The organism is Micromonospora sp. WMMC241 (genome assembly GCF_027460165.1).
GTDB classification, from domain to species: Bacteria; Actinomycetota; Actinomycetes; order Mycobacteriales; family Micromonosporaceae; genus Micromonospora; species Micromonospora humi.
The window spans coordinates 1,449,266-1,475,804 of record NZ_JAPZBF010000001.1 but is presented as its reverse complement, the minus strand read 5'-3'; the positions used below and the strand labels follow the sequence as shown (position 1 = coordinate 1,475,804).

The window sequence follows — 26,539 nt, the reverse complement described above, 5'->3', positions numbered from 1 at the left end:
TCACCGGAGGTGGTGCTGGGGGGACGCGAGGATCGTCCGCGCGACCGCGGCGATGGCCCCGTTGAAGGTGGCGTCGACCTTGGCGCCCTCGGACACCCCGGCCACGGCGAGCACGAGCTTCTTCTCCTTGGCGCTGAGCTTCTGGTGCACCAGCTTCACCGCCAGCGCGTCCACGTACGCCCCGGCGGTCGTCGGCGGCTTCGCCACCAGCTTCTCCGGCTTGACGTAGGTGAACTGCTTGCGCCAGCCACCGAGCAGCTCGCCTGCCTCGTTCCAGCCGTCGACCATGGTGCCGGCCGAGGTCCACGCCAGGTAGACGTCGGCGTAGCCGTCCGGGGTCGGCTTGCCCATCGGGTACTGGCCCAGCTCGCGCATCTTGTCCTGGATCTGCCGCAGGCCCTGGGCGAACGGCGTGCGCCGCTTGTCGCCGTCGAACCCGGGCATCGCGTCCGGCCCGACGCCGAGCGACCGGTACGTGGCCACCAGGTACTCCATCGGGCGGCGCACCTTCTGGCCGACCGAGGCCCAGAACTCCGAGGAGCTGAAGAGCGTGGCCAGCACCGGGCGGATGTTGCCCTTGTTGGTGGTGTACGCCTTCGCCAGCCGGTCCACGATCGACTTCGGCGGGGTGTCGGAGACGAACCGGGTGGCCAGGTTCTGGGCCACGTACTTCGCGGTGGACGGGTGCAGCGCGATGTACCGGATGTAGGAGTCGATCACCTTGTCGGCGACCTTCGGGTCGTTCGAGTTGTTGGCGTGGGTGAACCCGAGGATCTTCACCTTGCCGACGTAGTGCCGGTCGGCGAAGAACATGTACTTGCCGTCCGCGACGCCCCGACCGGTCTGCAGCATGGCGGCCTGCCGCACGTCCTTCTCGGTGTAGCCGCCGTCGACGCCGACCGAGTAGAGCTCCAGGTTCTCCCGGGCCAGGTTCTCGTTGATCGCGTCCTTGCGCGAGTCGACCTGGTTCAGGTAGAGCAGCAGCGCGGGGTGCTTGTTCGCGGCGACCAGCATGTCCGGGTAGCTACCGAGCGCGTGCTTGCGGATGACGTCCTTGTCGAACGCGTTGCGGTAGGTCTCGCCGCCGTCGAAGTCCGCCGCCACGTGCAGGAAGTCGTTCCAGAAGTCGACCATCACCTCGAAGAGCTGGCGGTCGGACCAGATCTGCCGGGCGATGGTGGCGTCCACCGTCTCCCGGGCCGGGTCGACGCCGCGCTCGTTGAGCTGCTCCCGCTGGTCGCGGAGCTGGGTCGGGCTGAGCTTGAGCGAGGGCAGGTCGGCCAGCTTCAGCTCGCCCTTGGTCGGGGCGATCTTCTCCGGCTCGAGCTGTCCGCGCAGCCAGTCGTCGATACCGAGCTTCTTGACCTCGGCCATCATCTTCGCCGTCGGGCCGAAGGTGGTCCGGCTCAGCAGGTGGCGGATCGGGTCCTTGGCGAGCACCGTCTTCACGGTCACCTGGGTCGCCGCCGCCGCGGCCGCCGGGCTGCCGAAGAGCCGACCGCCGGTCGGGGCGTTGCGCTTGAGCGCCGCACCGGCCCGCGAGCCCATGTAGCTCTCGTTCTGCTCGGTGTAGGTCCGCACCGTGCTGGGCTGCTGGCCGCTCGGCCGGGCCTGGGTGCCGTCGGTGGTCACCGTGCCGGTGGCGTCACCGGCCACCGGGCCGTCGGAGAACAGGCCGCGAAGCTGCGGGGAGAGGGCGAACGCGGCGCCGCCGGCGACCACCGCCGCACCGCCGAGCGTGGCGAGGGCCCGGCGCCGGCCGCGGTTCGGGGCGTCGTCGGAGTCGTCGTCCAGAGTGGGCAGACCCGGTCCGGCCGGCGGCGGGTACCCGCCGGCGGGCTGGGTGTAGCCGCTGCCGGGCTGAGCGTAGCCGCCCTGCTGGGCGTAGCCACCCTGGGACGCGGGGCCGGCGGGGGCGAAGCCGTTCGGGCCGACCCACTGCGGGCCCGGGGCGGGCGGGGGCACCGGGGCGGGGTAGCCGCCGGCGTACGGTGCGGCGGAGTCCAGGTCGCGGTGCCCGTCCGGGTGGGGGTGCTGGTATCCGTCCCAACCGCGGTCGTCCCTGGGTCGACGCGGTGGCACGTTCAGGTCGGCCATGTACCTATCCCGTTTTCTTCGAGCGCCGGCACGCCTGCCACCCGGGGGTTGGGTGGGAGGGGCGGCGACGGTTGCCGGAGAGTTGCTACGGGAAAGTAGCCAGGCCTCCGCCGCAGCTCAAGGCGGGCCGGAAGCGCGCCCACGCGCACTTAAGACGGTGCTCATGCCCGTTGCAAGAAGTCGGCCGCCACCGGCCCGGCCCATCCCCGTCCGGAGCAGGGCCGACCCGGGCGCGGACCGCCCGGACGCGAGGTTTCGGCCCGCCGTGACGTCGCCGGGCCCGTTCACGACAACAGGGAAACTTAAGGTACGGATAAGCCTCCGCTGAGGTGTCCGAGCGGTGCGTGCACGACTGCCCGAGCCGGCGAAACAAGCAGCAGCGGCGGCGCGTGACCCACCGGAGATCCGGGTATGCCGCCGAACCGCTGAAGCCGTGAGGGGAAGGCACACCGCCATGCTCAGCCAAGAGGATCAGCGCAGGTTCGAACAGATCACCCGCCAGCTGCGGGAGAGCGATCCGCGGTTCTTCGCCCGGTTGGACAGCCGGATCAAGGGCCGCCGGGGCCGGTACATGATGCTGATGACGATCGTGCTGTGGGCCTCGCTGCCGGCGATGACCGTGCTGGCCGGGCGGTTGGCCGGGGCGATCTGCGCCATGGTGCTGGTCGCCAACGCCGCAGTGATGTGGCGCTTCCGCCGCCGCCTCCTATGAGGTGTAAGGAAGGGCCCCCATTAACGCCTCCGGTAGAGGCGGGGCCCCCTGTTAACCGCTCGGCGTCTCGCCGAAGGCCCGGTACGCGCGGCGGAGCCGCTCGGCCAGGCCCGGGCCGCCGATCTCGGCACCGGGCGGTCCGAGCTGCCGCAACAGCAGCTCCGCGCCGGTGTCCAGGGTGGGCGGTCGGTCCGGCAACGCCACCGGTGAGAGCCAGAACCGGTCCAGCTCCTCGGCCGGCTCGACCGACGGCAGCCCGGCCAGCGCCCGCGCGGCGCCGGTCACCGTCGGTCCGGCCACTGTCGGCGCGGTTTCGGACCCCGTCGGCCCGGCGGGCGCATCCCGGCCGACCGCGTCCGTCGGCCCTTCCGACGCGACCCGGCGACCCTCGACGCCGCCCGGCACCGTCGCGCCGCCAAACCGGACACCGCTCGGCACCGTCCCGCCGCCCGGCACCGTCGCGTCGCCGGACCGGACGCCGCCCGGCCCGCCGGACCGGGCATCGCTCGACTCCGCCCCTCGGGATCGGGCGCCGCGCAGCGTACGCAGCCGGTCGAGCAGGTCGCCCCGGGCCCGGCCACGCCAGTGCAGCAACTGGAACGGGTCGGCGTCGAACGCCTCGGCGAGCAGGTAGAACGTGGCCGCCAGGTGCTTGCACGGCACCGCGAAGTCCGGGCAGCCGCACCGCTGCGTCAACTCGCCGACCTCGGTCGGGAACAGCGGCGCGCCCGCCGCGACGAACAGCTCCTCCAGCTCCGCCGGCAGGTCACCGGCGAGCAGCCGGGCGCTGAAGAACGCCTGCCCGGCCAGCTCCGCCTCGATCCGCCGCCACACCCCTTCCGGGTACGCGGCCAGCCCGATCCGCACCGGGTACGGCTGCGGCCGGGAGCCCTGCACCTCGGCGGTGACCAGCCCGGGTGCGACGTCCAGCCGGAGCACCTGCCCCCGCCGCGCGTACGCCCGGCCGCGGGTGAGCCGGGAGCCGAGCGCGAACGACTCCAGCACCTCCAGGAAGCGCCGGGACCACCAGGACTGCCCGATCGCGCCCCGGGTGCTGCGGGCCCGCAACCCGCCCTCGACCCGACGCGGCGGCCCGTAGTCGTCGAAGCTCGGGCTCACTCGACCACCGCCCCGGCCTCCAGCGTGAACAGTTCGCGCAGCGTGTCGGTGGACAGCTCGGTCACCCACTGCTCGCCGCTGCCGACCACCGACCGGGCCAGGCTCCGCTTGTCGGCGATCATCGCGGCCACCTTCTCCTCCACGGTGCCGGCGCAGACGAACTTGCGTACCTGCACCCGCCGGCGCTGGCCGATGCGGAACGCCCGGTCGGTGGCCTGGTCCTCGACGGCCGGGTTCCACCAGCGGTCGACGTGCACCACGTGGTTGGCCGCGGTGAGGGTGAGTCCGGTGCCGCCGGCCTTGAGCGAGAGCACGAACAGCGGCGGGCCGTCGGGGGTCTGGAACCGGGCCACCATGGCGTCCCGCTCGGCCTTGCCGACGCCGCCGTGCAACAGCAGCACCTCCCGGCCGGTACGCGCCGACAGGTGCCCGCGCAGCATCCCGCCGAACTCGGCGTACTGGGTGAACAGCAGTGCCTTCTCGCCCGCCGCGAGCACCTCGTCGACGATCTCGTCGAGGCGTTCCAGCTTGCCGGAGCGCCCGGCCAGCGCGGAGCCGTCGTGCAGCAGCTGGGCCGGGTGGTTGCAGACCTGCTTGAGCCGGGTCATGGTGGCCAGCACCAAACCCCGGCGTTCGATCCCGTCGCTGGACTCGATCTTCGCCATCATGTCGTCGACCACGGCCCGGTAGAGCGCGGCCTGCTCGGCGGTGAGGTTGCAGAGCACCTCCATCTCCAGCTTCTCCGGCAGGTCGGTGATGATCGACGGGTCGGTCTTGAGCCGGCGCAGCACGAACGGGCCGGTGATCCGGCGCAGCCGCTCGGCCACCTCGGCGTCGCCGTGCCGCTCGATCGGCTCGGCGAACCGCTTGCGGAACACGGCGGCCGGCCCGAGCAGCCCCGGGTTGGCGAACTGCATGATGGACCAGAGGTCGGCGAGGCGGTTCTCCACCGGCGTACCCGTGACCGCGACCCGGTGCCGCGCGGGCAGCGACCGGACCGCCTCGGCCTGCCTGGTCGCGGCGTTCTTGATCGCCTGCGCCTCGTCCACCACCACCCGGTGCCAGTCGACGCCGGCCAGCTCGAACGCGTCGCGCGCGGCCACCGAGTAGGTGGTCACCACCAGGTCCGCCGCCCGCACGGCCGCGGCGAACCCCTCGCCCCGCGCGCGCTCGGCGCCGTGATGCACGTGTACGCGCAGGTCGGGCGCGAACGTGGCGGCCTCGCGCTGCCAGTTGCCGACCAGCGACATCGGACAGACCAGCAGGGTGGGCCCGGCCTCCGGCGGGTCACCGGCGAGCAGCGCGAGCAGCTGCACGGTCTTGCCCAGCCCCATGTCGTCGGCGAGGATCCCGCCCAGCCCGAGCGATTGGAGGAACGCCAGCCAGGCCAGCCCGCGCCGCTGGTACGGCCGCAGCGTCCCGACGAAGCCCGGTGGCGGGTCGGCGGGGGTGAGCCGCCGCTCCGCCTCGCCGGCCAGCAGCTCGCCCAGCGCACCGTCGGCGACCACGTCCAGCACCGGCAGCTCGCCGCCGCGTTCCTCGCCGGAGAGCCCCATCCGCAGCAGGTCGGCCACGGTCAGCTCGCCGGAGGAGCGGAGCAGCCGCAGCCCGGCCTCCAGCCGCTGCGGGTCCAGCTCGACCCACCGGCCGCGCAGTCGCACCAGCGGCGACTTCAGGTCGGCGAGCGAAGCCAACTCCTCGGCGGTCAGCGGCTGGTCACCGAGGGCCACCTCCCAGCGGTAGTCGACGAGGGCGTCCAGCCCCAGCCCGCCCGCCGCGGTGGCGACCGCCCCCGGCGCGGTTCGGCTGCGGGCCCGCAACCTGGCGCCCAGGCGCGACGAGGAACGCCGCCACCAGGACGGCAGCAGCACGCCGAAGCCGGCCGCGTGCAGCACCGGCGCCCCCTCGCGCAGGAACCGGTGCGCGCCGTCGGCGTCCAGCTCCATCCCCTCCGGCGTGGCCGTACGCAGGGCCGCCTCCACCTCGGGCCAGAGCCGGCTGGCCCGGCCCAGTTCGGCCAGCAGCGTCTCCTGCGGGTCGACGCCGCGGGCGGCGAGCGCCGGCGCGGGACGCTGCCAGATGTGCCCGGCGTCGACCACCAGCCCCGGCTCGTCGGCCGGGTGCAGCCCGAACTCCACCTGCCAGGCGCCGCCCTCGACCAGCTCGGCGACCGGGTCGGTGGGCGGTTCGACCAGGCGGAACGTGGCCCGTACCGCCCCGCCGGCGGCGTCGCGCTGCCAGGCGTCCAGCGCGGCGCGCAGCGTCGCCAGCGCCGCCGGCTCGGCGGGGAACTCGCGCTCCGGTCCGGTGAGCGCGGCCAGCCAGCGCGGCACCGGGCCGCCGGGGCGCATCCCCCGGTGCAGCCGGGTGTCCGCCAGGGCCACCCGGGCGGCGGCGTCGGCCAGCACGTCCAGCGCGTCCGCCACCAGCTCGCCCGGCCCGGCCTCCCCGGCCCGACCGCGCCAGTCCCCGGCCGCGTCGGGCCCCGCTGTCCCGGGCCCCGCTGTCCCGGTCGCCGCCGTCCCGGTCGCCGCCGTCCCGGGCCCCGCTGTCCCGGTCGCCGGCTCCCACGTGCGGGCGGCGCGGGCCGCCGGGGGCAGGGCCGATGCCAGGTCCCGGGCCCAGGCCGCGTCGGTGCCGGTGAGCAGCGGCCGCCAGAGCGCCCGCGCGATCGTCACGTCGGAGTCGCCAGCCGCCCGCAGCTGCCGCCGCGCTCGCGTCGGGTGATAAGAGGGGGCCCCTCCTATACCGGAAGCGTTAACAGGGGGCCCCTCCTTACCGCCGAGCGCGGGGAGCAGGCGGCCGCGCGCGACCAGGTCGGCGGCGAAGTCGGCGAGTTCGGCCAGGTGCCGCAGGCTCGCCCCGACCGGGTCGGGCCGGGGCGCGCGCAGCAGCGCGTACGCGGCGTCCGGGGCGTACGCCAGGGCGGGGACCCGCCAGCCGGCGCGGGTGACCGGGCCGCGGACCGGCTCCTCGACGGTGGCTCGGACCAGTTCCGGGGACTCCACCGGCGAGCTGGCCCGGGTGGGCAGGCCGAGCAGTACGGAGATCGGCTCGCCCGGGGTCCCGTCGAGCGCGGCGGCCAGCGTGGCGTGGTCGGCGGCGAACGGGTGCGGCCGTTCCCGCGGGGCGCGGCCGGGCCGGCGCGGGGCGCGGGCGGGCAGCGTGCCGTCCTCGGCCCACAGCGCGAGCCCGGCGCCGGGCAGCCACAGCCCGTGGATGACCAGCACGCAGTTCCCCCTCGACGACGCCCGGGGCCAGGATAGGCGGCCGTGCGGGGTTATCGTCGGCGCCATGGTCGACCTTCTCGTGATCGGCGGGCTGGGCGTGGACGTCCGCGCCCGGGTGCCCGCGCTGCCGCTGCCGGTCGCCGACTCGCTGACCGTGCCCCCGGTCGAGCTGCGGATCGGCAACACCGGCGCCGGGGTGGCGCTGGCCGCGCACGCGCTCGGCCTGCGGGTGACGCTCGTCGACGTGCTCGGCGCCGACCCGGCCGGCGACGTGGTGCGGGCGGCGCTGGCGCGTACCTCGGTGCGGACCGTGCTGGTCGACGCGCCGGCCGGCACCCGACGCTCGGTGAACCTGGTCGACCCGGCCGGTCGCCGGATGTCGCTCTACGACCCCCGGCCCTGGTCCGGCCCGGCGCCGTTCGCCGACGCGGAGCTGGCCGCGCTGGTCGCCGAGGCGGCCCACACACACGTCTCGATCATGGACTGGGCCCGGGACGCGCTGCCGGTGCTGCGGGGCGCGGCGTCGCTCTCCACCGACCTGCACGACTGGGACGGCGAGAACGACTACCACCGCCCGTTCGCCGAGGCCGCCGACCTGGTGTTCGTCAGCGACGTGCAGCTGGGCGAGCGGGCCGGCAAGGCGGCTGCCGCGCTGGCGCCGCGCACGGTGCTGGTCACCGGCGGGGCGGCCGGCGCGACGCTGCACACCCCGGACGCGCCGCCGGCGCACGTGCCCGCCGCCACCCCGCCGGCGCCGGTGGTGGACACCAACGGCGCCGGGGACGCGTTCGCCGCCGGCCTGGTCGCCGCCCGGCTGCGCGGCGCCGCCCCGCCGGACGCGGCCCGGTACGCCGCCCGGGTGGCCGCCGCCGCGTGCACCCACGACGGGATGGAGTATCCGGACGGGCTGCTCCCCCGGGTCTGATCGGCGGCGGGCCCGTCGCCCCGCTATCCGCTGCGAGCGCCGGCCGGTCGGGGCAGGATGGGCGCATGGCTTCCACGGTGCAGATCCCCCTGGTCGGCGGCGCGGCCGACGGTGACAGCGTCACGGTCGAGCTGGACAGCAACGGCCGCCCGCCGCTGACCCACCACCACCTCGGGCCGGGCGGTCTGGCGGAGGCGGAGATCTACGAGCTGGAGTCGGGTGACCGGCCGGACCACGAGTGGGTCTACACCTGGCGCGGCCCGGCGGTCTGACCGCGCCGGCTCACGCCGCCGGGGTCAACGCCCGGGCCCGGATGCTGTCCAGCACGCTTCGGGTCACCTGCGAGGTGCCGCGCGCCTGGTCGCAGACCTCGGCCACCCGGCGGGCGGTCTCGTCGGCCCGGGCCGCCCGTTCGTCCCACAGCCGGTCCACCTCGGCCAGCAGCGGGCCCTCCACCTCCCGCTCCATGCCGCGCAGCGCCGGCACGCCGAGCCGCTGGGCCAGGTCGAAGACCTTGCCGGCGTACGGCAGCGGCAGGAACGGCGTGTTCATCATGGCGGCGAAGATCAGGAAGTGCAGTCGCATGCCGACCGCGAGGTCGAAGTGGCGCATCAGGCCGAGGATCTGCGCCGGGCGGTAGTCGCCGTGCAGGATCCGGCCCCGGTCGGCGGCGATCATGTGTGACAGCACGCCGTGCGAGTGCCGGATGTCGTCGCGTTCCATCGGTACGAAGAGCACGTGCGCGTCGATGCGGTGCACCAGGAAGTCACCGATCTGGGCGAGCAGCCGGTGGTAGCCGTCGACGTCGAGGCGTTCCGCGGCCCGGCCCGGCTCGCGCACGCTCAGCCCGACCAGCCGGGAGCCGGCCGGTACGCCCTCCTCGCGCAACCACTGCGCGGGGAACTCCTCCGGCTCCAGCAGGAACGCCGGGTCCCCGGTGACCGTGATCGGGTTGACCAGGCCGGCCTCCTCCAGCACCATCCGGGACTCCTGGTCGCGGACGGTCACCTCGACGGCCTGCGCTAGCGTCTCGCGCACCATGCCGGTGTCCACCCCGTCGGTGAGCGGGCCCACCCCGACCGCGTAGGTCAGCAGCGGTAGGCCCCGCTCCTGGGCGACCCGGACCACCCGGAGGTAGCGCCGGGCCTCCTTGTCGTAGAGGATCCCGCCGCCGCCGAGGACGAGCAGGTCGAGCTGGTTGAGCACCTGGGACGAGTCGACCCGGCTGACGCCCTCCCACGGCACCGCCTCGACGTCGGGGTGCGCCAGCGCGGTGTGCGCCGGGTTGCGGGAGAACACGATGATCCGTGCGTTCGGCTCGTGCTGGCGCAGGTCGGCCAGGAGACCCGTGAGGATCGCCTCGTCGCCGAGGTTGCGACCGCCGTACGACCCGAGCACGCCGATGGTCAGTCCGGTGCCATCCCTCATCCGATGCTCCTTCCCAGGGGCGTCCGGACCAGCGTTCCCGCACTTCGTGGTCGGGTAACCCGGGCGGAGAACCGCTCAGGGCGCGAGGTCCGCGCCACCGACCAGGCGGGAGACCAGGGTGGAGACCACCCGATCGGGGTCGAACCCGGCGTCGATCGAGGTGGTGAGCAGGTCGAGCAGGAGCCCGTCGACGGCGTAGTGCAGCAGCGCCACCTCGTACGCCCCGCCGGGTAGGCCGGCGGCGACGTGGAAGGCGACGTCGTCGGCGTACCCCCGGCGGAGCACGTCGCCGAGCGCGGCGCGCAGCTCGGGCCGGCGGGCGGCCTCCAGCCGCAGTTCCAGCAGTGCCCGGGTGAGGTCCGGCTCGCGGGTGGTGCGGGCGACGATGTCGCGCAGATAGTCGGTGACCAGCGCGATCGACGGCTCCCGGCGGCCCAGGTCGGCCAGCACGGCCGGGTCGGGCGCCATCCGGTCGAAGATCCGCTCGGCCAGGCCGGCGAGCAGCGCGGCGCGGGACGGGAAGTAGTTGGAGGCGGTGCCGGTGGGCACGCGGGCCTCGGCGTCGACCGCCCGGTGGGTCAGCCCTCGCGCGCCGGCGGCGGCGAGGACCCGCAGGCCGGCGTCGGCGAGCAGGGTACGGCGTTCGGTGTTGCGGGCCACGCGGCACAGCCTAGCAACAACCACGACAGGTGTTGTACATTCACTCCGAACCACGACAGTCGTCGTGGTTGCCCTCGGACATCGGAGTCGGTTTGCGCACGCTCGTCTACTTCGTCGCCAGCACCCTCGACGGCTTCATCGCGGCCCCGGACGGGTCCTTCGACTTCCTCCCGCTGGAGCCCGACGTGGCGCCCTACCTGGTGGCCGAGTGGCCGCAGACGCTGCCCACGTTCGCCCACGCCCAACTCGGCGTGCCGTCCCCGCCCGCCGGCCGCTTCGACACCGTGCTGATGGGTCGCGGCGCCTACGAGCCGGGCCTGTCGATCGGCGCCACCAGCCCGTACGCCCACCTGAAGCAGTACGTCTTCAGCCGCTCCCTCGCCCCGGCCGACCACCCGGACGTGGAGGTGGTGGCCGGCGACCCGGTGGCGTTCGTCCGCGACCTGAAGGCCCGGCCCGGCGGCGACATCTGGCTCTGCGGCGGCGGCCAGCTCGCCGGCCAACTCCTCGACGAGGTCGACGAGCTGGTGGTCAAGCTCAACCCGGTCGTCGTCGGCAGCGGCATCCCGCTGGTGGAGCGCGGGTTCGCGCCCAGCCGATTCACGCTCACCTCCGCGCGCCCCTTCGACGCCGGCGTGGTGGTGCTGCGCTACACGCGGTAAGGCGGGGCCCCTTGTTAACGCATTCGGTAGAGGCGGGGCCCCCGCTTAACACCTCGGGCCCGGCCTAACCCGCTTGCCACCGAAGGCGGGCGCCCCCACGGTGGAACGGTGCGCAGCCCGACGAAGACCCGAATCACGTGGCGCGACCTGCCCGCCCACGTCCGTACCGCGGTGGAGGCCATCCTCGACGACCGGGTGGTGGCGGCCGAGTCGCAGCCGGGCGGCTTCTCCCCCGGCACCGCCGACCGGGTCCGCACCGCCCGGGGCGGGCGGGCGTTCGTCAAGGCGGTCAGCCCGGCGCAGAACGACCGCAGCCCCGCCATGCACCGGGCCGAGGCCCGGATCGCCGCCGCCCTACCGGCGACCACCCCGGCGCCCCGGCTGCTCGGCAGCCACGACGACGGCGAGTGGATCACCCTGGTCTACGCCGACGTCGAGGGCCGGCACCCGGCCACCCCGTGGGACGCGACCGAGCTGACCGCCGTGCTGTCCACGCTGGAGACGATGGCCGCGGCGCTCACCCCGGCCCCCGCCGTCGCGACCACCGCCGCGACCGAGGCGCTCGCGCACGACTTCGGCGGCTGGCGGCGGATCGTCGAGGAGCCGCCGGCCGACCTCGACCCGTGGGCCCGGGCCCACCTGGAGGAGCTGTGCGCAGCCGCCGACCGGGGCCTCGCCGCCCTGGGCGGCGACACGCTCTGCCACCTCGACGTCCGCGCCGACAACCTGCTGATCGGCCCGGACGGTACGGTCACCGTGGTCGACTGGCCCTGGGCCTGCCGCGGGCCGGCCTGGCTGGACACCCTGCTCACCGTGGTCAACGTGCAGGTGTACGGCGGCCACGACCCGGACACGCTGCTCGCCGCCGGTCCGCTCACCGCGCACGTCGACCCGGCCGACCTGACCGGGGCACTGGCCGGCTTCACCGGCTTCTTCCTCGACGGCGCCCGGCAGCCGCCGCCGCCCGGCATCCCCACCGTGCGGGCGTTCCAGCGCCTGCAGGGCGACGCGCTGCTGCCGTGGCTGGCCCGCCGGCTGGGCGAATAAGGTCAAACCCGCTTCGTGTACGCGACGAAAGCGCGCCAGGAGGCGGACGCGAAGGCCAGGGTGGGGCCCGACGGGTCCTTGCTGTCGCGCACGCCGACGACCCCGGGCAGATCGTCCGCCACCTCGACGCAGGCGCCGCCGTTGGAGCCCGAACGGGACGACTTGCGCCAGCGCGCACCGGTCAGATCCATGAGCTTGCCGCCTCCTTGATCAGGTCGAAAGTCCCACCACGACCCGCCCACGGTCTCCCCCTGTCCGCCCGTCGAATCCCCACACGTCCCCGGGTCCTGCTCGCCACTACCAGGAGTGGCGTGGAGCCTTCCGAGCGTAGTGCCGTCCGCTACAGACTGTCATCCGGCGGTCCGATTCCCGCACCGGCCGCCACCGGGCCGCCCCGATGTCCCCCGATGCCGGGGCGGCCCATCCGCCGACTCCGAGGAAGGTCGTGACGATGTGGCCGCGTTCCCCGTACCCCGGCTCGGGCCGCATCCGGACCGGCCGCGCCCCTATCCGCCCGACCACCCGGCGCACCTGCCGATCCGGCCACTGTGGCTCTGCCGCGCCTGCGGCGCACCGTGGCCCTGCGCCCAGGCCCGCCTGCTGCTCAAGGTCGAGTACGCCGACCAGCCGGTCGACCTGGCCGTCTACCTCTCCGGGCTCTACCACGAGGCCACCCACGACCTGTTCCGCCTCGACCCGCACGGCGGCCCGACCCCGCGCGACCTGTTCGACAGGTTCGTCGGCTGGGGCCCGTACCGCCGGGGCGTGGTCGGGGAGGCTTAGGCTCGGCCACTGTGTCCACCGCGCCGACGATCCGTCCGGCGACACCCGACGACGACGTCGACCAGGTCTTCGACCTGCTGTGGCAGTTGGCGCCCGCCGACGACCGTCCCGCCCGGGAGGCACTCGCCGCGGCCTGGCGGGGTTTGCACGCCCGACCGGGCTGGGAACTGCTGCTGGCCCATCTCGGTCCGCGACTGGTCGGCACGCTGGACACCCTGGTCGTCCCGAACCTGACCCGCGAAGCCGCCCACCACTTCTGCGAGTCCGCCGGCTTCACCCCCTCCGCCGCGCCGCTTCCATGCGGCGGACAAGCCCTCTCGCATGCCGGGAACCGGAGAGATCTTGGAAGGAAAGTGCCCCTCCAGGGGCCATCTCCATCCAAGATCCCGGCCGGTGGCACCGATCTTGGAGTTGTGGTGCCCCGAAGGGCCGGAAATGACCTTTCTGTCCACAACCACAACTCCAAGATCGACGCATGAGCGGGCGTGCACACGCACGCATGAGCGGGTGGGGGTGGGTCAGCGGGGTGGGGCGGCCAGGGGGTCGGTCAGGAGCGGGGAGAAGGCCAGGTCGGCGGCGCCGATCAGGGTGGCGTCGTAGCCCAGGGCAGAGACGGTCAGCCGGGCCTTGTCCCGCGACACGGGCAGCACGTTGGCGGCGATCCGGCGGCGGACGTGGGGCGCCGCCGCCGGGAACACCTCACGGAGCGTCCCGCCGAAGATCACCACGCCGGGGTTGAACAGGTTGACCAGGTTCGCCACCCCGATGCCCAGCCAGTCGCCGATGCGCCCGAGCGCCTCGCGGGCGGCCGCATCGCCCCGGCCGGCGGCGGTGACCACGGCGCGTACCGCCTCGCGTCCCCTGTGGTCGGCCGGGCGGCCGGCCTCGTCGAGCAGCGCCCGCTCACCGACCTCGGCCTCCAGGCAGCCCCGGGAGCCACAGCCGCAGGGCCGCCCCTGGTAGGGGTTGACCAGCATGTGACCGACCTCGGAGCCGTACCCGCCGTCGCCGTCGAGCAGGTCCCCACCGACGATGATCCCGCCGCCGACGCCGACGTCGCCGTGCAGGTAGATCAGGTTCTGCACGCCGACGCCGGCGCCGCGCTGGTGTTCCGCCATCGCGCCCAGGTGGGCCTCGTTGCCGACCAGGACCGGCAGGCCCAGGTCGAGGCGGCGGGCCAGCTCGGCGCCGAACGCCTGGTCCACCCAGCCCATGTCGGGTCCGAACCGCACCATCCCGTCGCCGGGTCGGATCATCCCGCAGTAGGACGCGCCGACGCCCACGCACACCGACCCGGGCGGGGCGTCGTGATGCAGCTCCCGCCCGAAGCCGGCCAGCACGGACACCACCGCGTCGAGGTCGGCCCCGGCCCGGGGCCGTTCCGCCTCCAGCCGGGCCGACACCGCCCCGCCCAGCCCGACGCGGGCGGCCACGAGCCGGTCCACCGCGATGTCGAAGGCGAGGACGTGGACGGCCTCGGACTCCGGCCGGACCACGAAGGACGGTCGCCCGGCGCGTCCGCTCGCCGAGGCGGGCATCTCGCGGACCAGGCCGGCCGCCGCCAGCTCCGCCGTGAGCGCCATGACCGTGCTGCGGTTGACGCCCAACCACTCGGCGAGTCCGACGCGCGAGACCGGACCGCCCAGGTGGACCCGCCGGAGCAGCGCACCGAGGTTGCGCCGCCGGCTGTCGCCCGGCACGTGCCGGTCCGCGGCCAGATCCCTCAGCATCGACCACCCCGTCAGCTGACCCATGGCTTGTCATCCGAGGATAGGTGGCTCACATCGACGGCAGCCACCAGCCGGGACGCCTCAACCTTCCGGCGGCCGACCGGCGTTCATTGCAGGGAGGGGGTGGGCATGTCGGAGACGTTCCACGAGTTCGTGGTGCAGCGGTCGCCCGCGTTGTCGCGGACCGCGTACCTGCTGACCGGGGACCACCACCTCGCCGAGGACCTGTTGCAGAGCGCGCTGGCCCGGACCTACCGGCACTGGCGGCGTATCCGCGACGGCGACCCCGAGGCGTACGTGCGCCGGGTGATGTACCACCAGCAGGTGTCGTGGTGGCGTCGACGGCGGGTGGCGGAACGGCTGGACGCGTCGCCGGCCGAGCGGGGCGGCGGCGACCACACCGAGGACACCGCGCTGCGGCTGAGCGTGGTGGCGGCGCTGCGGCTGCTCACCGCGCGGCAGCGGGCCGTGGTGGTGCTGCGCTACTACGAGGACCTGACCGAGGCGCAGGTCGCCGACGTGCTGGGCTGTTCGGTGGGCACGGTGAAACGGCACGGGCACGACGCCGTACGCCGGCTCCGGGACCTCGTCCCCGGCCTGTGGGAGCGGACGCCGGAGAGGAGCGGGCAGTGAGCGTACGGCTGCGTGAGGCGTTGCGGGAGGCGGCGGCCGAGGTGCCCGCGTACCCGGTGCACGACCGGGCGGTGCGAACCGCGCGGCGTACGCGGTTGCGGACCGCCGCGGTGGTCGCGGTGGCGCTGGCGCTGACGGCGGCCGTGCCGCTGGCGGTACGCGGCGGCGGGCGGGCCGCGCCCGCGCCGGCCGGCCCGGGTGCGGCGGCGCTGCCGGACCGGCTCGGGTTGCCGCCGGTCGGCGCGCTGCGGGCCACCGACCGACCACGCCTCGGCCCGGCGTCGGTGGTGTTCAGCGGCCAGGCGCGCGGGCTGACCGACGAGGACGGCACGGTCGGCATCGTCGCCGCCGACGCGGACCGCTACCGCAACTGGACGGTGGGGGCCGAGGTGCCGGCCGGCGAGGGGGTGCTGCTCTCCCCCGACGGGCGCCGCCTCGCCGCGCCGGACCGGTCCGGCTTCCGGCCGGGGATCAACCTGATCGACCTGGTCACCGGCACGACCCGGCACCTGCCCAGCCCACGCGCGGGCAGCTCGATGACCGACCCGGCCGGCTGGGCGCCGGACGGGTCGGCGCTGGTGGTCCGCGACACCACACCGGCGAACCCGGAGGCCGGCGCGCACCTCAACACGCTCAGCCTGCTCCGGATCGACACCGGCCGGGCGGTGCGCCTGCTGGAGACCACGCAGGTGCCGGTCTTCGGCACCCCGGTGGCGTTCACCGCCGACGGGTCCCGGCTGGCCTACCAGGTCGGCGACAAGGTGCTGGTGTCGAGCGCGGACGGGCGGCAGATCTCCTCGTTCGCGCTGCCGGCGGAGAGCGCGTTGGCCGGCAAGGGCGCCTGGCTGCCGGACGGCTCACTGGCCCTGGTCGAACGCGATCCGGCGACCGACCGGTGGCGGCTGGGCCGGGTGGACGTCGAGGGGCGGGCGCTGCCCGCGCCGGCGCTGCCGACCGTCTCGGGCGTGACGGCGATCCGGCTGCTCGGCTGGCAGGCGGACGGGAGCGCGTGGGTGGTCGCGTACCGGCCGGAGCCGAACGCCCCGGCGCTGTCCACCGGCGGGCCGCTGGACATGGGCGAACGGACCTGGTACCAGATCGTGCGGTCGATCCGGGTGCTGGGCCTGACGCCGGGCGCCGCCGCGCCGACCACGCTGCTCACCGCGCCGGACCAGGTGCTCGCCATCGACGTGGCGGACGCGGTGGTGCACGCCGGCCGGGTCCGCGAGGCGCACCCGCCGTCGGGGTTGGGCGGCCGGGTGTGGTGGGGCGTGAGCCTGGTGGTTCTGCTGCTCGGCGTCGTGTTCGGCTACCGCCGGGTGCGCCGTGGCCGACCGGTCAGCCGGGGGCGCGCGCGACGTGGGTGAGGAACGGCAGCACCGCCGCCGGCAGGGCGGGTGACGTGACCACGTCGTCGTGGGTCAGGCCGGGCAGCACCGCCAGCCGGGACGCGGGCCGGTCGGCGCCCGCGTCCCGCCGGTCGCCGCCGAGCAGGCCGAAGAAGTCGGCCATGTGGCGCACCGGGATCGCGTCGGCGTCGGCGAAGACCAGCAGCACCGGCATCGGCAGCGCGGCCACCTCGGCCGACCAGTCGTAGTCGCGCCGCAGCAATTCGCCGGTGCGGACCCAGAGCGCGGGCCAGTCCTGCGGCCGGGGCGCCACCCGCGCGTACCGCTCGTGGGCCGGAGTGCCGCGCATCCGCTCGGCGGCCCGCTCGTCGTGGGCGGACATCGCGGCGAGCACGTCGGGATGCCAGCCCCGCCGCCGGAACGGGGTGGAGACCAGGACCAGGCGGCGGACCAGCGCGGGATGCTGGATCGCGGTACGCAGGGCCACCCCGCCGCCGAGCGAGTAGCCGAGCAGGTCGACCTGGGGCAGGTCGAGGTGACGCAGCAGCGCGGCCAGGTCGTCGGCCATCGACTCGTAGCGCAGCGGCCGGTCGGCGCCGACGGTGCGGCCGTGACCCGGTAGGTCGACCGCGATCAACCGTCGGCGCGCGACCAGCGCGGAGCGGACCGGGGCGAACGTCTCGGTCGAGCCGTAGGAGCCGTGCAGCAGCACCAGCGGCCGGCCGGCGCCGTGCTCCTCGTACCAGACCCGCAGGCCCCGGACGTCGGCGTAACTCACCCGCCGATCATCGCCGGGTCAGCTGACGCCGGTGATCGCCTTGACCAGGTTGATGCCGAAGTAGAGCACGAAGGCCACCGCGACCGCCCAGAGCAGCGGGTGGATCTGGCGGGCCCTACCCTGCGCCACCCGGATCGCCACCCAGCTCACGAAGCCGGCGCCGATGCCGTTGGTGATCGAGTAGGTGAACGGCATCAGCGTCATGGTCAGGAACGCCGGCACGGCCACCCCGAGGTCGGTGAAGTCGATGTCCTTCACCTGGCGGATCATCAGCGCGCCGACCACCACCAGCGCCGGGCCGGCGGCCTCGCTGGGCACCAGCGACACCAGCGGGGTGAGCAGCAGCGCGCCGAGGAAGAGCACGCCGGTGACCACGCTGGTCAGGCCGGTCCGCCCGCCGTCCGCGATGCCCGAGGACGACTCCACGTACGTGGTGGCGGACGAGGCGCTGCCCGCGCCGCCGGCGACCGCGGCGACGCCGTCGACGAAGAGCACCTTGCCGAGGCGGGGCATGTCGGTGCCGTCGGAGGTCGCCAGGTTCGCCTGCTTGGCCAGGCCGACCGTGGTGCCCATGACGTCGAAGAAGTCGGCCAGCACCAGCGTGAAGACCAGCAGCAGGGCGGTCATCAGGCCGACGTGGGCGAACGCGCCGAACGACACGTTGCCGACCAGGTGCAGGTCGGGCTTCTGGATCAGCGGGTCGGGCAGCGTCGGCACGTTGAGCCGCCACCCCTGGGGGTTGGGCTTGCCGTCGACGAACGCCGGCCCCGGCTTGGCGAGCGCGTTGACGATCACCGCGACCACGGTGGTGAACACGATGCCGATCAGCACGCCGGCCTTGACCTTGCGGGCCACCAGGATGCCGGTGACCAGCAGGCCGACCACGAATACGACGGTGGTCCAGCCGCGCAGCGTGCCGTCGCCGCCGAGCTGCACCGGGACCGTGGTGCCGGCCGCGTCCGGCACCCGCCGGACCAGGCCGCCGTCGACGAACCCGATCATGGCGATGAACAGGCCGATGCCGGCCGCGATGGCGGCCTTCAGCTCGGCCGGGATGGCCCGGAAGACGGCCTTGCGGAAGCCGGTCAGCACCAGCACGGTGATGATCAGCCCTTCGACGACCACCAGGCCCATGGCCTCGGCCCAGGTCATCTGCGAGGCCACCGCGTACGCGACGAACGCGTTCAGCCCGAGGCCGGTGGCGACGGCGAACGGCACCCGGCCGACGACGCCCATCATGATCGTCATGACGGCCGCGACCAGGGCGGTGACGCCGGCGACCGGCGCGATGCCGAGCAGGTTTCCGTCGACGTCCGGCGCGGTGCCGATGATCAGGGGGTTCAGCACCACGATGTAGGCCATCGTGGCGAACGTGGCGAGCCCGGCGAGCACCTCGCGACGCACGGTCGAGCCGCGCCGGGTGATCTCGAAGTAACTGTCGAGGCGGCCGCGCGGGGCGGGTTCCGTCGGCTCGACCGGGGCAGCGGGGTCCTGCGTGGACACGCTCATGGCGTGGGCGTACTCCGTTCCGGGTTGGCCCGCCGGTCGTGCCGGACGGGCGGTGGGGTGCGACCGTCCCGAAGCGGTTGGCCCGGAGAACGTCGGGACGGCGGAGCCACCCTAACCGGCGGGTAACCCGGGGTGACCTGGTGCTGCGCGCGGGGGGTGGGCAGGATCACTCCCGCTCGCGGGGGCGGGCGCGCAGGTGGGCCCGCTCGCCCTGGCTGCCGAAGAGGCTGAGGAACTCCACCCCGTCGGCGTCGGCGCGACCGAACCAGTGCGGCACCCGGGTGTCGAACTCGGCCGCCTCGCCGGGGGCGAGCACCAGGTCGTGCTCGCCGAGCACCAGGCGCAGCCGGCCGTTGAGCACGTAGACCCACTCGTACCCCTCGTGGGTCTTCGGTTCGGGCTCGGCCCGACCGCCGGCCGGGATGATCAGCTTGTAGGCCTGGATGCCGCCGGGACGGCGGGTGAGCGGCAGCATGGTCATCCCGAACGCGGCGACCGGCCGCAGGTGGATGCGGGGGTCGCCGGTGGGCGGCGCGCCGACCAGCTCGTCCAGCGTGACGCCGTGCGCCTTGGCCAGCGGGAGCAGCAGTTCCAGGGTGGGCCGCCGGCCGCCCGACTCCAGCCGGGACAGCGTGCTCACCGAGATGCCGGTGGCGGCGGAGAGGTCGGCGAGCGTGGTCTCCCGCTCGCGGCGCAGCGCGCGCAGGCGGGGGCCGACCGCGTCGAGGGCCTGGTCGAGATCGTCGTCCATGCCACCAGTTTGCCACAACAGCAAGAAGGTTTGCGGTTTCGTCAACGGTCGTTCCATGCTGTTCGCGGAGGTGGTCACGATGACCGAGCTACGGACGGACGGCTACGAGGTGGTGGTGATCGGCGGCGGCGCGGCCGGCCTGAGCGGGGCGCTCATGCTGGCCCGGTCGCGCCGGTCGGTGCTGGTGATCGACGGAGGCAGCCCGCGCAACGCGCCGGCCGAGGGGGTGCACGCGTTGCTCGCCCTCGACGGCGTACCGCCGGGCGAGCTGCTGGCGCGCGGGCGGGACGAGGTCCGCCGGTACGGCGGCCAGCTGCTCGCCGGCGAGGTCGAGGCGGTCACCCGCGACGGGACGGGCTTCGACCTGGCGCTGGCCGGGGGCCGCCGGGTGCGGGCCGGCCAGGTGCTGGTGGCCACCGGCCTGGTGGACGAGTTGCCGGACGTGCCGGGGCTGCGGGAGCGCTGGGGCCGGGACGTGGTCCACTGCCCGTACTGCCACGGCTGGGAGGTGCGCGACCGGCCGATCGGGGTCGTCGGCAGCGGCCCGCTGTCGGTGCACCAGACGCTGCTGTTCCGGCAGTGGAGCGACGACGTGGTCTATCTGCGCCACACCGCCCCGCCGCTCACCGACGAGCAGGCGGAGCAGCTCGCCGCACGTGGCGTACCGGTGGTCGAGGGCGAGGTCGCGGCCGTCGAGATCGTCGGGGACCGGCTGACCGGGGTACGCCTGCGCGACGGCCGCACGGTCGCCCGCGAGGTGTTGACCGTCGCGCCCCGGATGGTGGCGCGGACCGGTTTCCTGGCGGCACTGGGCCTGCGCGCGACGCCGCACGAGAGCGGGTCGGGTGAGTACGTGCCGGCCGACCCCGCCGGGCGTACCGATGTCCCCGGGGTGTGGGTGGCGGGCAACGTGACCGACCTGTCCGCCCAGGTCGGCGCCGCGGCGGCGGCCGGCGCCCGGACGGCGGCGATGATCAACGCGGACCTGGTGGCCGAGGAGACCCGCCGGGCGGTCGAGGCGCGCCGCGAGACGGTCGACCACCCGAAACGGCCCTAACCTGACAATTCTTCCCCTAGGTTGGAATGCGCAGGAGCAGTCGAGCGCGGGGGGCGACGTGGACAGCTATCCGGCGATCGAGGACCACGGGCTCATCGGCGATCTGCAGACCGCCGCGCTGGTGACCTGCGACGGGACGATCGACTGGTTCTGCGCGCCCCGCTTCGACTCGCCGAGCGTCTTCGCCGCCCTGCTGGACAAGGACAAGGGCGGCTACTTCCGCATCGCCCCGCACGACGTCCGGTACGTCACCAAGCAGCTCTACCTGCCCGGCACGCCGATCCTGATCACCCGCTTCATCAGCGCCGACGGCGTCGCCGAGGTGATGGACTTCATGCCGGTCACCGGCGAACGGGCCACCGACGCGCACCGCCTGGTCCGCATGGTCAACATGGTCCGGGGCAGCATGCGCTTCCGGGTCGAGTGCCGGCCCCGCTTCGACTACGCCCGGCAGAAGCACCAGCTCGAACGCCACCAGAACGGGTACGTCTTCCGCAGCCCGTCGGCGTCGCTCACGTTCAACCCGGTCGACCCGGTGCGGCAGCTCATCGCCCAGGGCGGCGACATCCAGCTCAACGACGGCGACCTCGTCGCGTACGGCACGTTGCACGAGGGCGACACCGGCGGGGTGGTGCTGGAGACGGCCGGCACCGAACCGCGGATCATCTCCCCGGAAGAGGTCCAGGGGATGTTCGAGTGGACCCGGGACTACTGGCGGCGCTGGGTCGAACGCTCCCGCTACACCGGCCGCTGGCGCGAGATGGTGGAACGCTCGGCGATCACGCTGAAGCTCATGACGTACGCGCCGACCGGCGCGATGATCGCCGCGCCCACCGCCGCGCTGCCCGAGCTGGTCGGCGGCACCCGCAACTGGGACTACCGCTACACCTGGGTCCGCGACACCTCGTTCTCCGTGCACGCGCTGCTCGGCCTCGGCTTCACCGAGGAGGTCAGCAGCTACATGGACTGGCTGGACGAGCGGATCCGCGAGGCCGGCGACCACCAGGACCCACTGAAGATCATGTACCGCGTGGACGGCTCCTCCGACCTGCACGAGGAGGTGCTGGAACACCTGGAGGGCTATCGCGGCTCCAGCCCGGTGCGGATCGGCAACGGCGCCGCCGACCAGCTCCAGCTCGACATCCACGGCGAGGCGCTCTACGCCATGCACCTCGCCGACGAGCAGGGCATCCGGGTGTCGCACCAGGTGTGGAAGAGCACCGTCCGGCTGGTCGACTGGCTCTGCCACAACTGGGACCAGCGCGACGCCGGCATCTGGGAGAGCCGCCACCACCCCCGCAACTACACGTTCGGCCGGGTGATGTCCTGGGTGGCGCTGGACCGGGCCATCCGGCTGGCCACCCGCACCGGCCGCCCCGGCGACATGTCCTGCTGGGTCGAGCAGCGCAACCGGATCTACAACCAGGTCATGGCCCGCGGCTACCACCGGGAACGCGGCAGCTTCGTGCAGGCGTACGACGAGAACGTGCTGGACGCCGCGCTGCTGGCGATGCCGGCGGTGGGCTTCGTGACGCCGAGCGACCCGCTGTGGAAGTCCACCCTGGCCTCGATCGAGCGGGACCTGGTCTCCGACAGCCTGGTCCACCGCTACGACCCGGTGCACTCCCCCGACGGCCTGCCCGGCCACGAGGGCACGTTCAACATGTGCACGTTCTGGTACGTCGAGGCGCTGGCCCGCACCGGTCGCCTCGACGACGCCCGGCTCACCTTCGAGAAGATGTTCACCTTCAGCAACCACCTCGGCCTGTACGCCGAGGAGATCGCCGCGACCGGCGAGCAGATCGGCAACTACCCGCAGGCGTTCAGCCACCTCTCGCTGATCAACTCGGCCTTGGCGCTGAACGACCTGCTCGACGCCGAGGCCGACGCCCGCCGCCGCCAGTAGGGGCTCAGCCCGGCACCGTGCCGACCCGGATCCGGTTGCCGTCCGGGTCGGTCATCCGAGCGTTGTGCGCCCCGGGTGTGTCGATCGGCGCCGATGCGGGCACCAACGCTCACGTGGCGGAGGAACGGGGGCCCGGCGCGGAGCCGGTGGTGTTGTTCGCGTCCCGGTGGTGGCCGGCGGTGCTCGCGCCGCTCGGGTTGCTCGCCCTGGCCGTGGCGCTCGCCCTCCGGGGGAGCCTCGGCTCGCTCGTCGTGCCCATCGGGATGAGTGCCGCCACCGTCATCTCGGCCTGGCGGCATCGCGACGGCGCGCTGCTCGCCGACGACACCGGGCTGCTGGTCCGGCACCGGGGCACGGTCGCCCGCAGCTACCGGTGGTCCGAGATCCACCAGGCCGGGGTGGCCCGCCCCGGCTTCGGCCGGCTCGCGCTCGCCGTGTACCCGAACGGCGGCCGGTGGGACGTGCCCGGGCCGAACAACGCGGTCATGGTCGGGCAGGTCTGGCTCTGGCGGCAGCCGGAGTCGGCCAGCCGGGAGCGGGTCGAGGCGGTGCTGCGCGCCCACGGCGTCCAGATCGTCGAGCCAGGCCCCTGACCGCCGGCGCAAATATCGTTGCCCGCCGACCTGCTCGGTGACAGGCTCCGGCCGTGATCGACAAGCCGGGCGTGGACGAGCGGCTCCTGGCGGCCGAGGTGGCCGCCGCCTGGGCCCTGGACGTCGCCGACCTCGTGTTCCTGCCGGTCGGTCTGGACGGGCAGGCGTGGGCCTACCGGGTGGACACGTCCGACGGTGGGCGCTGGTTCCTCAAGCTGCGCCGCGGCGAGTTCACCCCGGCCGCCGTCCGGTTGCCCGGATTCCTGCGCGCGCACGGCGTCTCGCAGGTCGTTGCGCCGGTGGACCTGGCCGGCGGCGGGACCGCGAACCCGTTCGGCGACTACGAACTGCTGCTCTACCCGTACCGCGACGGCGGCAGCCTCTGGGGTCGGGGACTGACCGACCGCCAGTGGGTCGAGTACGGCGAGTTCCTCGCGCACCTGCACGCGGTCCCACCCAGCCCCGAAGTCGCCGCCGTCCTGCCGGCGGAGACCTACCGGTCGAACGCGGGCCAGCGACTGCGCACCCTGGGCGGGCAGGCCGCGGCGAGCGCGTCCCTCGGGCCCTTCTGGGACCTGTACGGCGACGCGCTGCTCGGGCTGGCGGAGACGGTCGACGAGCTGGCCTCCCGCGTCCCGCAAGCCCCGCACGTCATCTGCCACGCCGACATCCACCCCGGCAACCTGATCGCCGACGGCGACGGACCGCTGCACGTGGTGGACTGGGACGCCCCGGTCCTCGCGCCCCGCGAGCGGGACCTGATGTTCGTGCACAGCCGGGACTTCGGCGACCACCCGATCGACGCGCGCCGCGCCGCGCTGTTCCGCGAGGGGTACGGGCCGGTGGAGCCGGAGCCGTCGCTGCTGGGCTACTACCGCGACGAGCGGCGCCTCGACGACGTCGCGGCGTTCCTCGCCGGCATCCTCGACCCGCAGGCGAGTGCCGAGTCGCGGGCCAACGACCTGCACTGGCTCACCCGCATCGCCGAGTCCGTCGCGGACCCCGGCCACGCGCCCTGAACTGCGGTGGTGGGTGGTGGGCACCCGGGAAGGTGGGGCGGTTCCACCAGAGCCTGCAGGGCGAATGTGGCTGGCGGGGTGGACGATCGATTCACTGGCGCACCGGCGAGCCGGGTCGGCTCGCCGGTGCGATTCCACTACCGCAGCGTGCCGGCTGGCAACACGGTGACGACCCCGGTCCGCGTCGCACTATCGGCGATGAACCGGCCGTTGAACGGATCGTTCGGCGAGAACACAACGTGGAAGTACCCGGTCTGGGAGGGCACGATGTCTGCCACGAACCGCCCCTTGGCGTCGGTGTCCGTGGGCCCGTAGGTGGCATAGCAGCCGTTGTCGTCGTACAGGTTGAAGTAGATGACGCTGGCCTGGTTGGCGTACGGGGTCCAGCCGGCCGACGTCAGCCACGACAACTGGCCCTTGACCTGCACGCTGCGGCCAGCGACAACTCTGGTGCGGTCGACCTTCGCGGTGACTCGTGTCTGCCGCGGATCGATCGTGATCGGGATGCGGACCGGCTCAGACTGCTCGAAGTAAGGTCGGTCGAGCGAGGCGTAGTACGTTGCCGTCACTTCCGGCGCGGGGCCGAAAATGGTGACAGTGCTGCTGAAGGAGCCGTCGGGTGCGGTGCTGACCGGGGGCGTGCCGTCCCATCCGTTGATGTCGATGGGGAATTCGGCAAGCGGGCGAACTTCCCCGGTGCCGGGCCAGCGGCCCTTGAGCGTCCCGCGAACGGTCACTTGGCGGCGGTCGTAGTCGACTGTGCTGGGGGCGGCGGTGACTCCGTCCAGGAAGGTGACGACCCGGTAGAGAAGCGAACCGGCCCGTTCCTGTCGGACGTGGTTGCCCGCGACATCGGTCACCTCGACGTGCACGACGTAGTCGCCGAGCGCGTCGAGGATCAGAGGCGCTGAGGTGGCCCAAAAGGCAGCATCTGAGGTCTGTGACTGGAGCACGAAGTCCGAGGCCTGGGCGACCGGGGCACCGGTGTCCTCGGTGACGACCTCCGCCAGAATGCTGGCGACCGGCTGCGTCGAGGTGACCGAGACAACCAGGGTGCCCGGATTTGGCGAGTCGCTGTAGGCGCCGTTGACCCGCAGGACGTCAGCGGCCTGGGCCGGGGCTGGCGAGCTGATGATGACTAGCACTGCGGCCAGAACGCCGGCAGCGAAAACGGATCTTCTCCTCATGATCTCCCCCGTCAGACCCCCCGGAGGTCGGCGGGGCCGACAGTAGTTATAGAGACACCGGTCGTTTTCGCGCAACCGGCTGGACGGCCACTGGACCGCCGCGCCTGAGACGGCGGGCGGTCAGCCTGCTCGGGCGGGAAGTCCTCGGCGAAGGCGGCGTCGGCGACTGCCACAGGCCTGGAGTCGTGCTGGTGGGCCCAAGTCCCTGCACCCTGGGGAGTGATCTTCCTGGGGCGGTTTTCCCTGCTGATGAGTGGTGGGCGCGGCAGGTTTCGAACCTGCGACCCCTCGCTTGTAAGGCGAGTGCTCTCCCACTGAGCTACGCGCCCGGAACGCCCGTACGGCCGGCCGGAGCGGCAAGCTTACCTGCCGGCCTCCGGCCCGGTCGACCGACGTGTCGGGGGTGGGATCAGCCGGCGACCGCCTCGGCCAGCGCCTTGCGCCAGCCCTGCTGGTCGCGCGCCTCGCCGGGCATGTTCATCTCGGCGAAGCGGACCACGCCGGCCCGGTCGATGACGAAGGTGCCCCGGTTGGCGATGCCGGCGACCTCGTTGAAGACGCCGTACGCCTGGGCCACCGCGCCGTGCGGCCAGAAGTCGGCCAGCAGCGGGAACTGGTAGCCCTCCCGGTCGGCCCAGATCTTGTGGGCGTAGACCGAGTCGACGCTGACGGTCAGCACCTGGACGTCGTCGTTGACGTACTCGTTGAGGTTGTCGCGCACCTCGCACAGCTCACCCTGGCAGATGCCGGTGAAGGCGAGCGGGTAGAAGACCAGCAGCACGGTCTTGCGACCGCGGAGGTCGGAGAGCCGGACCTCCTGGTTGTTCTGGTCCTTGAGCAGGAAGTCGGGCGCCTCGGCACCCACCTCGATCGGCATGCGCGCTCCTACTTCTTGCTCTTGGAGCCGCGCCGCAGCACCAGGCGGGCGCCGCTCCAGTCGCGGCCGGCGTTGATGGTGGAGGTCTGCTGGAGCCCGGCGGTCTGCGCGCTCTCGGCGACCTCGCTCGGCTCGACGTGGCCGTCCCGGCCGGCCTTCGGCGTCAGGAGCCAGACCACGCCGTTGTCCGCCAGCGGCCCGAGGGCGTCGACGAGGAGCTCGAAGAGGTCACCGTCGCCGTCGCGGTGCCAGACCAGGACCGCGTCGACCACCTCGTCGGTGTCCTCGTCGACAAGTTCTCCACAGCGGTCGGTCAGGGCGTCGCGGAGATCGGTGTCGACGTCCTCGTCGTAGCCCATCTCCATGACGACCATGCCCGGTTCGATCCCGAACCGGTCCGCCAGGCTGCGTACCCCGTCGGCGGCCTGACCAGCGGTCGCGCTCACTGTCGCGTGCCTCCTCATCTCATGCCTGCTCCGGCGTCGTG

Annotated in this window: 26 protein-coding genes and 1 tRNA gene; 13 read left to right on the top strand and 14 right to left on the bottom strand. The window is 73.7% G+C overall.

Annotated features, from left to right (window positions below):
* Positions 1-2,097 (bottom strand): DUF1800 domain-containing protein, encoded by a 2,097-nt coding sequence (locus tag O7598_RS07160; RefSeq protein ID WP_269690565.1) that lies wholly within the window; start codon positions 2,095-2,097, stop codon positions 1-3.
* A gap of 454 nt (positions 2,098-2,551) precedes the next feature.
* Between O7598_RS07160 and O7598_RS07155 the strand changes: the two genes are divergently transcribed.
* Entirely contained in the window at positions 2,552-2,809 is a 258-nt protein-coding gene (locus O7598_RS07155; protein ID WP_269690564.1) for a DUF3040 domain-containing protein, read from the top strand.
* Positions 2,810-2,860: 51 nt separating this feature from the next.
* Here O7598_RS07155 and O7598_RS07150 read toward each other — a convergent pair whose 3' ends face one another.
* Together O7598_RS07150 and O7598_RS07145 are read right to left on the bottom strand one after the other, a co-directional pair.
* Positions 2,861-3,928, bottom strand: coding sequence for an SWIM zinc finger family protein (locus O7598_RS07150; RefSeq protein ID WP_269690563.1), 1,068 nt, complete (start codon positions 3,926-3,928; stop codon positions 2,861-2,863).
* A complete protein-coding gene (locus tag O7598_RS07145) occupies positions 3,925-7,158 on the bottom strand; it encodes a DEAD/DEAH box helicase (RefSeq protein ID WP_269690562.1) in 3,234 nt (1,077 codons plus the stop codon). Before O7598_RS07145 ends, O7598_RS07150 begins: the two co-directional genes overlap by 4 nt.
* Positions 7,159-7,222: 64 nt before the next feature.
* On the opposite strand from O7598_RS07145, the gene O7598_RS07140 reads away from it, so the two are divergent.
* Positions 7,223-8,083 carry a carbohydrate kinase family protein gene (locus O7598_RS07140; RefSeq protein WP_269690561.1) on the top strand — a complete coding sequence of 287 codons (861 nt, stop codon included), beginning with the start codon at positions 7,223-7,225 and terminating at the stop codon, positions 8,081-8,083.
* Positions 8,084-8,148: 65 nt separating this feature from the next.
* Positions 8,149-8,355, top strand: a complete 207-nt coding sequence (locus tag O7598_RS07135; RefSeq protein ID WP_091059014.1) for a hypothetical protein — start codon at positions 8,149-8,151, stop codon at positions 8,353-8,355.
* 10 nt (positions 8,356-8,365) lie between these two features.
* On the opposite strand, the gene O7598_RS07130 is transcribed toward O7598_RS07135, so the two are convergent.
* Positions 8,366-9,511: a polysaccharide pyruvyl transferase family protein gene (locus tag O7598_RS07130; protein ID WP_269690560.1), complete on the bottom strand. Its 1,146-nt coding sequence runs from the start codon at positions 9,509-9,511 to the stop codon at positions 8,366-8,368.
* A 75-nt stretch (positions 9,512-9,586) separates the two neighbouring features.
* Positions 9,587-10,171, bottom strand: a complete 585-nt coding sequence (locus O7598_RS07125; protein ID WP_269690559.1) for a TetR/AcrR family transcriptional regulator — start codon at positions 10,169-10,171, stop codon at positions 9,587-9,589.
* Positions 10,172-10,263: 92 nt separating this feature from the next.
* Between O7598_RS07125 and O7598_RS07120 the strand changes: the two genes are divergently transcribed.
* Positions 10,264-10,833 carry a dihydrofolate reductase family protein gene (locus tag O7598_RS07120; protein ID WP_269690558.1) on the top strand — a complete coding sequence of 190 codons (570 nt, stop codon included), beginning with the start codon at positions 10,264-10,266 and terminating at the stop codon, positions 10,831-10,833.
* Positions 10,834-10,941: 108 nt separating this feature from the next.
* The gene (locus tag O7598_RS07115; protein ID WP_269690557.1) at positions 10,942-11,880 is read left to right on the top strand and encodes a phosphotransferase; all 939 of its coding nucleotides are present in this window, start codon (positions 10,942-10,944) and stop codon (positions 11,878-11,880) included.
* A 2-nt stretch (positions 11,881-11,882) separates the two neighbouring features.
* On the opposite strand, the gene O7598_RS07110 is transcribed toward O7598_RS07115, so the two are convergent.
* Positions 11,883-12,071, bottom strand: a complete 189-nt coding sequence (locus tag O7598_RS07110; RefSeq protein ID WP_269690556.1) for a DUF397 domain-containing protein — start codon at positions 12,069-12,071, stop codon at positions 11,883-11,885.
* A 262-nt stretch (positions 12,072-12,333) separates the two neighbouring features.
* Between O7598_RS07110 and O7598_RS07105 the strand changes: the two genes are divergently transcribed.
* Positions 12,334-12,663: a hypothetical protein gene (locus O7598_RS07105; protein WP_269690555.1), complete on the top strand. Its 330-nt coding sequence runs from the start codon at positions 12,334-12,336 to the stop codon at positions 12,661-12,663.
* An 11-nt stretch (positions 12,664-12,674) separates the two neighbouring features.
* Complete coding sequence (locus tag O7598_RS07100; protein ID WP_269690554.1) at positions 12,675-13,142, top strand: hypothetical protein; 468 nt, start codon at positions 12,675-12,677, stop codon at positions 13,140-13,142.
* Positions 13,143-13,181: 39 nt separating this feature from the next.
* Here the strand turns inward: O7598_RS07100 and O7598_RS07095 are convergent, their stop codons facing one another.
* On the bottom strand, positions 13,182-14,393 hold the full coding sequence (locus tag O7598_RS07095) for an ROK family protein (protein ID WP_269694777.1): 1,212 nt from the start codon (positions 14,391-14,393) through the stop codon (positions 13,182-13,184).
* Positions 14,394-14,522: 129 nt separating this feature from the next.
* Here O7598_RS07095 and O7598_RS07090 point away from each other — a divergent pair, with 129 nt between their 5' ends.
* Both O7598_RS07090 and O7598_RS07085 read left to right on the top strand, forming a co-directional pair.
* On the top strand, positions 14,523-15,026 hold the full coding sequence (locus O7598_RS07090; RefSeq protein ID WP_269690553.1) for a SigE family RNA polymerase sigma factor: 504 nt from the start codon (positions 14,523-14,525) through the stop codon (positions 15,024-15,026).
* Complete coding sequence (locus tag O7598_RS07085) at positions 15,023-16,393, top strand: hypothetical protein (RefSeq protein ID WP_269690552.1); 1,371 nt, start codon at positions 15,023-15,025, stop codon at positions 16,391-16,393. Before O7598_RS07090 ends, O7598_RS07085 begins: the two co-directional genes overlap by 4 nt.
* Here the strand turns inward: O7598_RS07085 and O7598_RS07080 are convergent.
* The 3 genes from O7598_RS07080 to O7598_RS07070 form a co-directional block, all read right to left on the bottom strand.
* Positions 16,365-17,153: an alpha/beta fold hydrolase gene (locus O7598_RS07080; protein ID WP_269690551.1), complete on the bottom strand. Its 789-nt coding sequence runs from the start codon at positions 17,151-17,153 to the stop codon at positions 16,365-16,367. The two genes, O7598_RS07085 and O7598_RS07080, sit on opposite strands and share 29 nt — an antisense overlap.
* A gap of 18 nt (positions 17,154-17,171) precedes the next feature.
* Positions 17,172-18,662 carry an NCS2 family permease gene (locus O7598_RS07075; protein ID WP_269690550.1) on the bottom strand — a complete coding sequence of 497 codons (1,491 nt, stop codon included), beginning with the start codon at positions 18,660-18,662 and terminating at the stop codon, positions 17,172-17,174.
* 166 nt (positions 18,663-18,828) lie between these two features.
* Complete coding sequence (locus O7598_RS07070; protein ID WP_269690549.1) at positions 18,829-19,413, bottom strand: helix-turn-helix domain-containing protein; 585 nt, start codon at positions 19,411-19,413, stop codon at positions 18,829-18,831.
* A 79-nt stretch (positions 19,414-19,492) separates the two neighbouring features.
* Here O7598_RS07070 and O7598_RS07065 point away from each other — a divergent pair, with 79 nt between their 5' ends.
* The 4 genes from O7598_RS07065 to O7598_RS07050 all read left to right on the top strand — a co-directional run bounded on the left by O7598_RS07065 (position 19,493) and on the right by O7598_RS07050 (position 23,988).
* Entirely contained in the window at positions 19,493-20,470 is a 978-nt protein-coding gene (locus O7598_RS07065; RefSeq protein ID WP_269694776.1) for an NAD(P)/FAD-dependent oxidoreductase, read from the top strand.
* A 58-nt stretch (positions 20,471-20,528) separates the two neighbouring features.
* Positions 20,529-22,376 (top strand): glycoside hydrolase family 15 protein, encoded by a 1,848-nt coding sequence (locus tag O7598_RS07060; RefSeq protein ID WP_269690548.1) that lies wholly within the window; start codon positions 20,529-20,531, stop codon positions 22,374-22,376.
* Between the two features lie 113 nt (positions 22,377-22,489).
* Positions 22,490-22,969 carry a hypothetical protein gene (locus tag O7598_RS07055; protein ID WP_269690547.1) on the top strand — a complete coding sequence of 160 codons (480 nt, stop codon included), beginning with the start codon at positions 22,490-22,492 and terminating at the stop codon, positions 22,967-22,969.
* Between the two features lie 53 nt (positions 22,970-23,022).
* Complete coding sequence (locus O7598_RS07050) at positions 23,023-23,988, top strand: phosphotransferase enzyme family protein (RefSeq protein ID WP_269690546.1); 966 nt, start codon at positions 23,023-23,025, stop codon at positions 23,986-23,988.
* A gap of 137 nt (positions 23,989-24,125) precedes the next feature.
* Here O7598_RS07050 and O7598_RS07045 read toward each other — a convergent pair whose 3' ends face one another.
* The 4 genes from O7598_RS07045 to O7598_RS07030 form a co-directional block, all read right to left on the bottom strand.
* On the bottom strand, positions 24,126-25,175 hold the full coding sequence (locus O7598_RS07045; RefSeq protein ID WP_269690545.1) for a hypothetical protein: 1,050 nt from the start codon (positions 25,173-25,175) through the stop codon (positions 24,126-24,128).
* 254 nt (positions 25,176-25,429) lie between these two features.
* Positions 25,430-25,504 (bottom strand) — tRNA-Val (locus O7598_RS07040).
* Between the two features lie 80 nt (positions 25,505-25,584).
* Complete coding sequence (locus tag O7598_RS07035; protein WP_269690544.1) at positions 25,585-26,052, bottom strand: peroxiredoxin; 468 nt, start codon at positions 26,050-26,052, stop codon at positions 25,585-25,587.
* An 8-nt stretch (positions 26,053-26,060) separates the two neighbouring features.
* On the bottom strand, positions 26,061-26,498 hold the full coding sequence (locus tag O7598_RS07030) for a DUF3052 domain-containing protein (protein WP_091058954.1): 438 nt from the start codon (positions 26,496-26,498) through the stop codon (positions 26,061-26,063).
* Positions 26,499-26,539: the final 41 nt, after the last annotated feature.

Excerpts from the sequence above, each read along its gene's own strand:
- O7598_RS07160 (WP_269690565.1), bottom strand. The coding sequence starts at position 2,097 with ATGGCCGACCTGAACGTGCCACCGCGTCGACCCAGGGACGACCGCGGT.
- O7598_RS07155 (WP_269690564.1), top strand. The coding sequence starts at position 2,552 with ATGCTCAGCCAAGAGGATCAGCGCAGGTTCGAACAGATCACCCGCCAG.
- O7598_RS07140 (WP_269690561.1), top strand. The coding sequence starts at position 7,223 with ATGGTCGACCTTCTCGTGATCGGCGGGCTGGGCGTGGACGTCCGCGCC.
- O7598_RS07135 (WP_091059014.1), top strand. The coding sequence starts at position 8,149 with ATGGCTTCCACGGTGCAGATCCCCCTGGTCGGCGGCGCGGCCGACGGT.
- O7598_RS07130 (WP_269690560.1), bottom strand. The coding sequence starts at position 9,511 with ATGAGGGATGGCACCGGACTGACCATCGGCGTGCTCGGGTCGTACGGC.
- O7598_RS07110 (WP_269690556.1), bottom strand. The coding sequence starts at position 12,071 with ATGGATCTGACCGGTGCGCGCTGGCGCAAGTCGTCCCGTTCGGGCTCC.
- O7598_RS07095 (WP_269694777.1), bottom strand. The coding sequence starts at position 14,393 with ATGCTGAGGGATCTGGCCGCGGACCGGCACGTGCCGGGCGACAGCCGG.
- O7598_RS07090 (WP_269690553.1), top strand. The coding sequence starts at position 14,523 with ATGTCGGAGACGTTCCACGAGTTCGTGGTGCAGCGGTCGCCCGCGTTG.
- O7598_RS07075 (WP_269690550.1), bottom strand. The coding sequence starts at position 18,662 with ATGAGCGTGTCCACGCAGGACCCCGCTGCCCCGGTCGAGCCGACGGAA.
- O7598_RS07070 (WP_269690549.1), bottom strand. The coding sequence starts at position 19,413 with ATGGACGACGATCTCGACCAGGCCCTCGACGCGGTCGGCCCCCGCCTG.
- O7598_RS07065 (WP_269694776.1), top strand. The coding sequence starts at position 19,493 with ATGACCGAGCTACGGACGGACGGCTACGAGGTGGTGGTGATCGGCGGC.
- O7598_RS07045 (WP_269690545.1), bottom strand. The coding sequence starts at position 25,175 with ATGAGGAGAAGATCCGTTTTCGCTGCCGGCGTTCTGGCCGCAGTGCTA.
- O7598_RS07035 (WP_269690544.1), bottom strand. The coding sequence starts at position 26,052 with ATGCCGATCGAGGTGGGTGCCGAGGCGCCCGACTTCCTGCTCAAGGAC.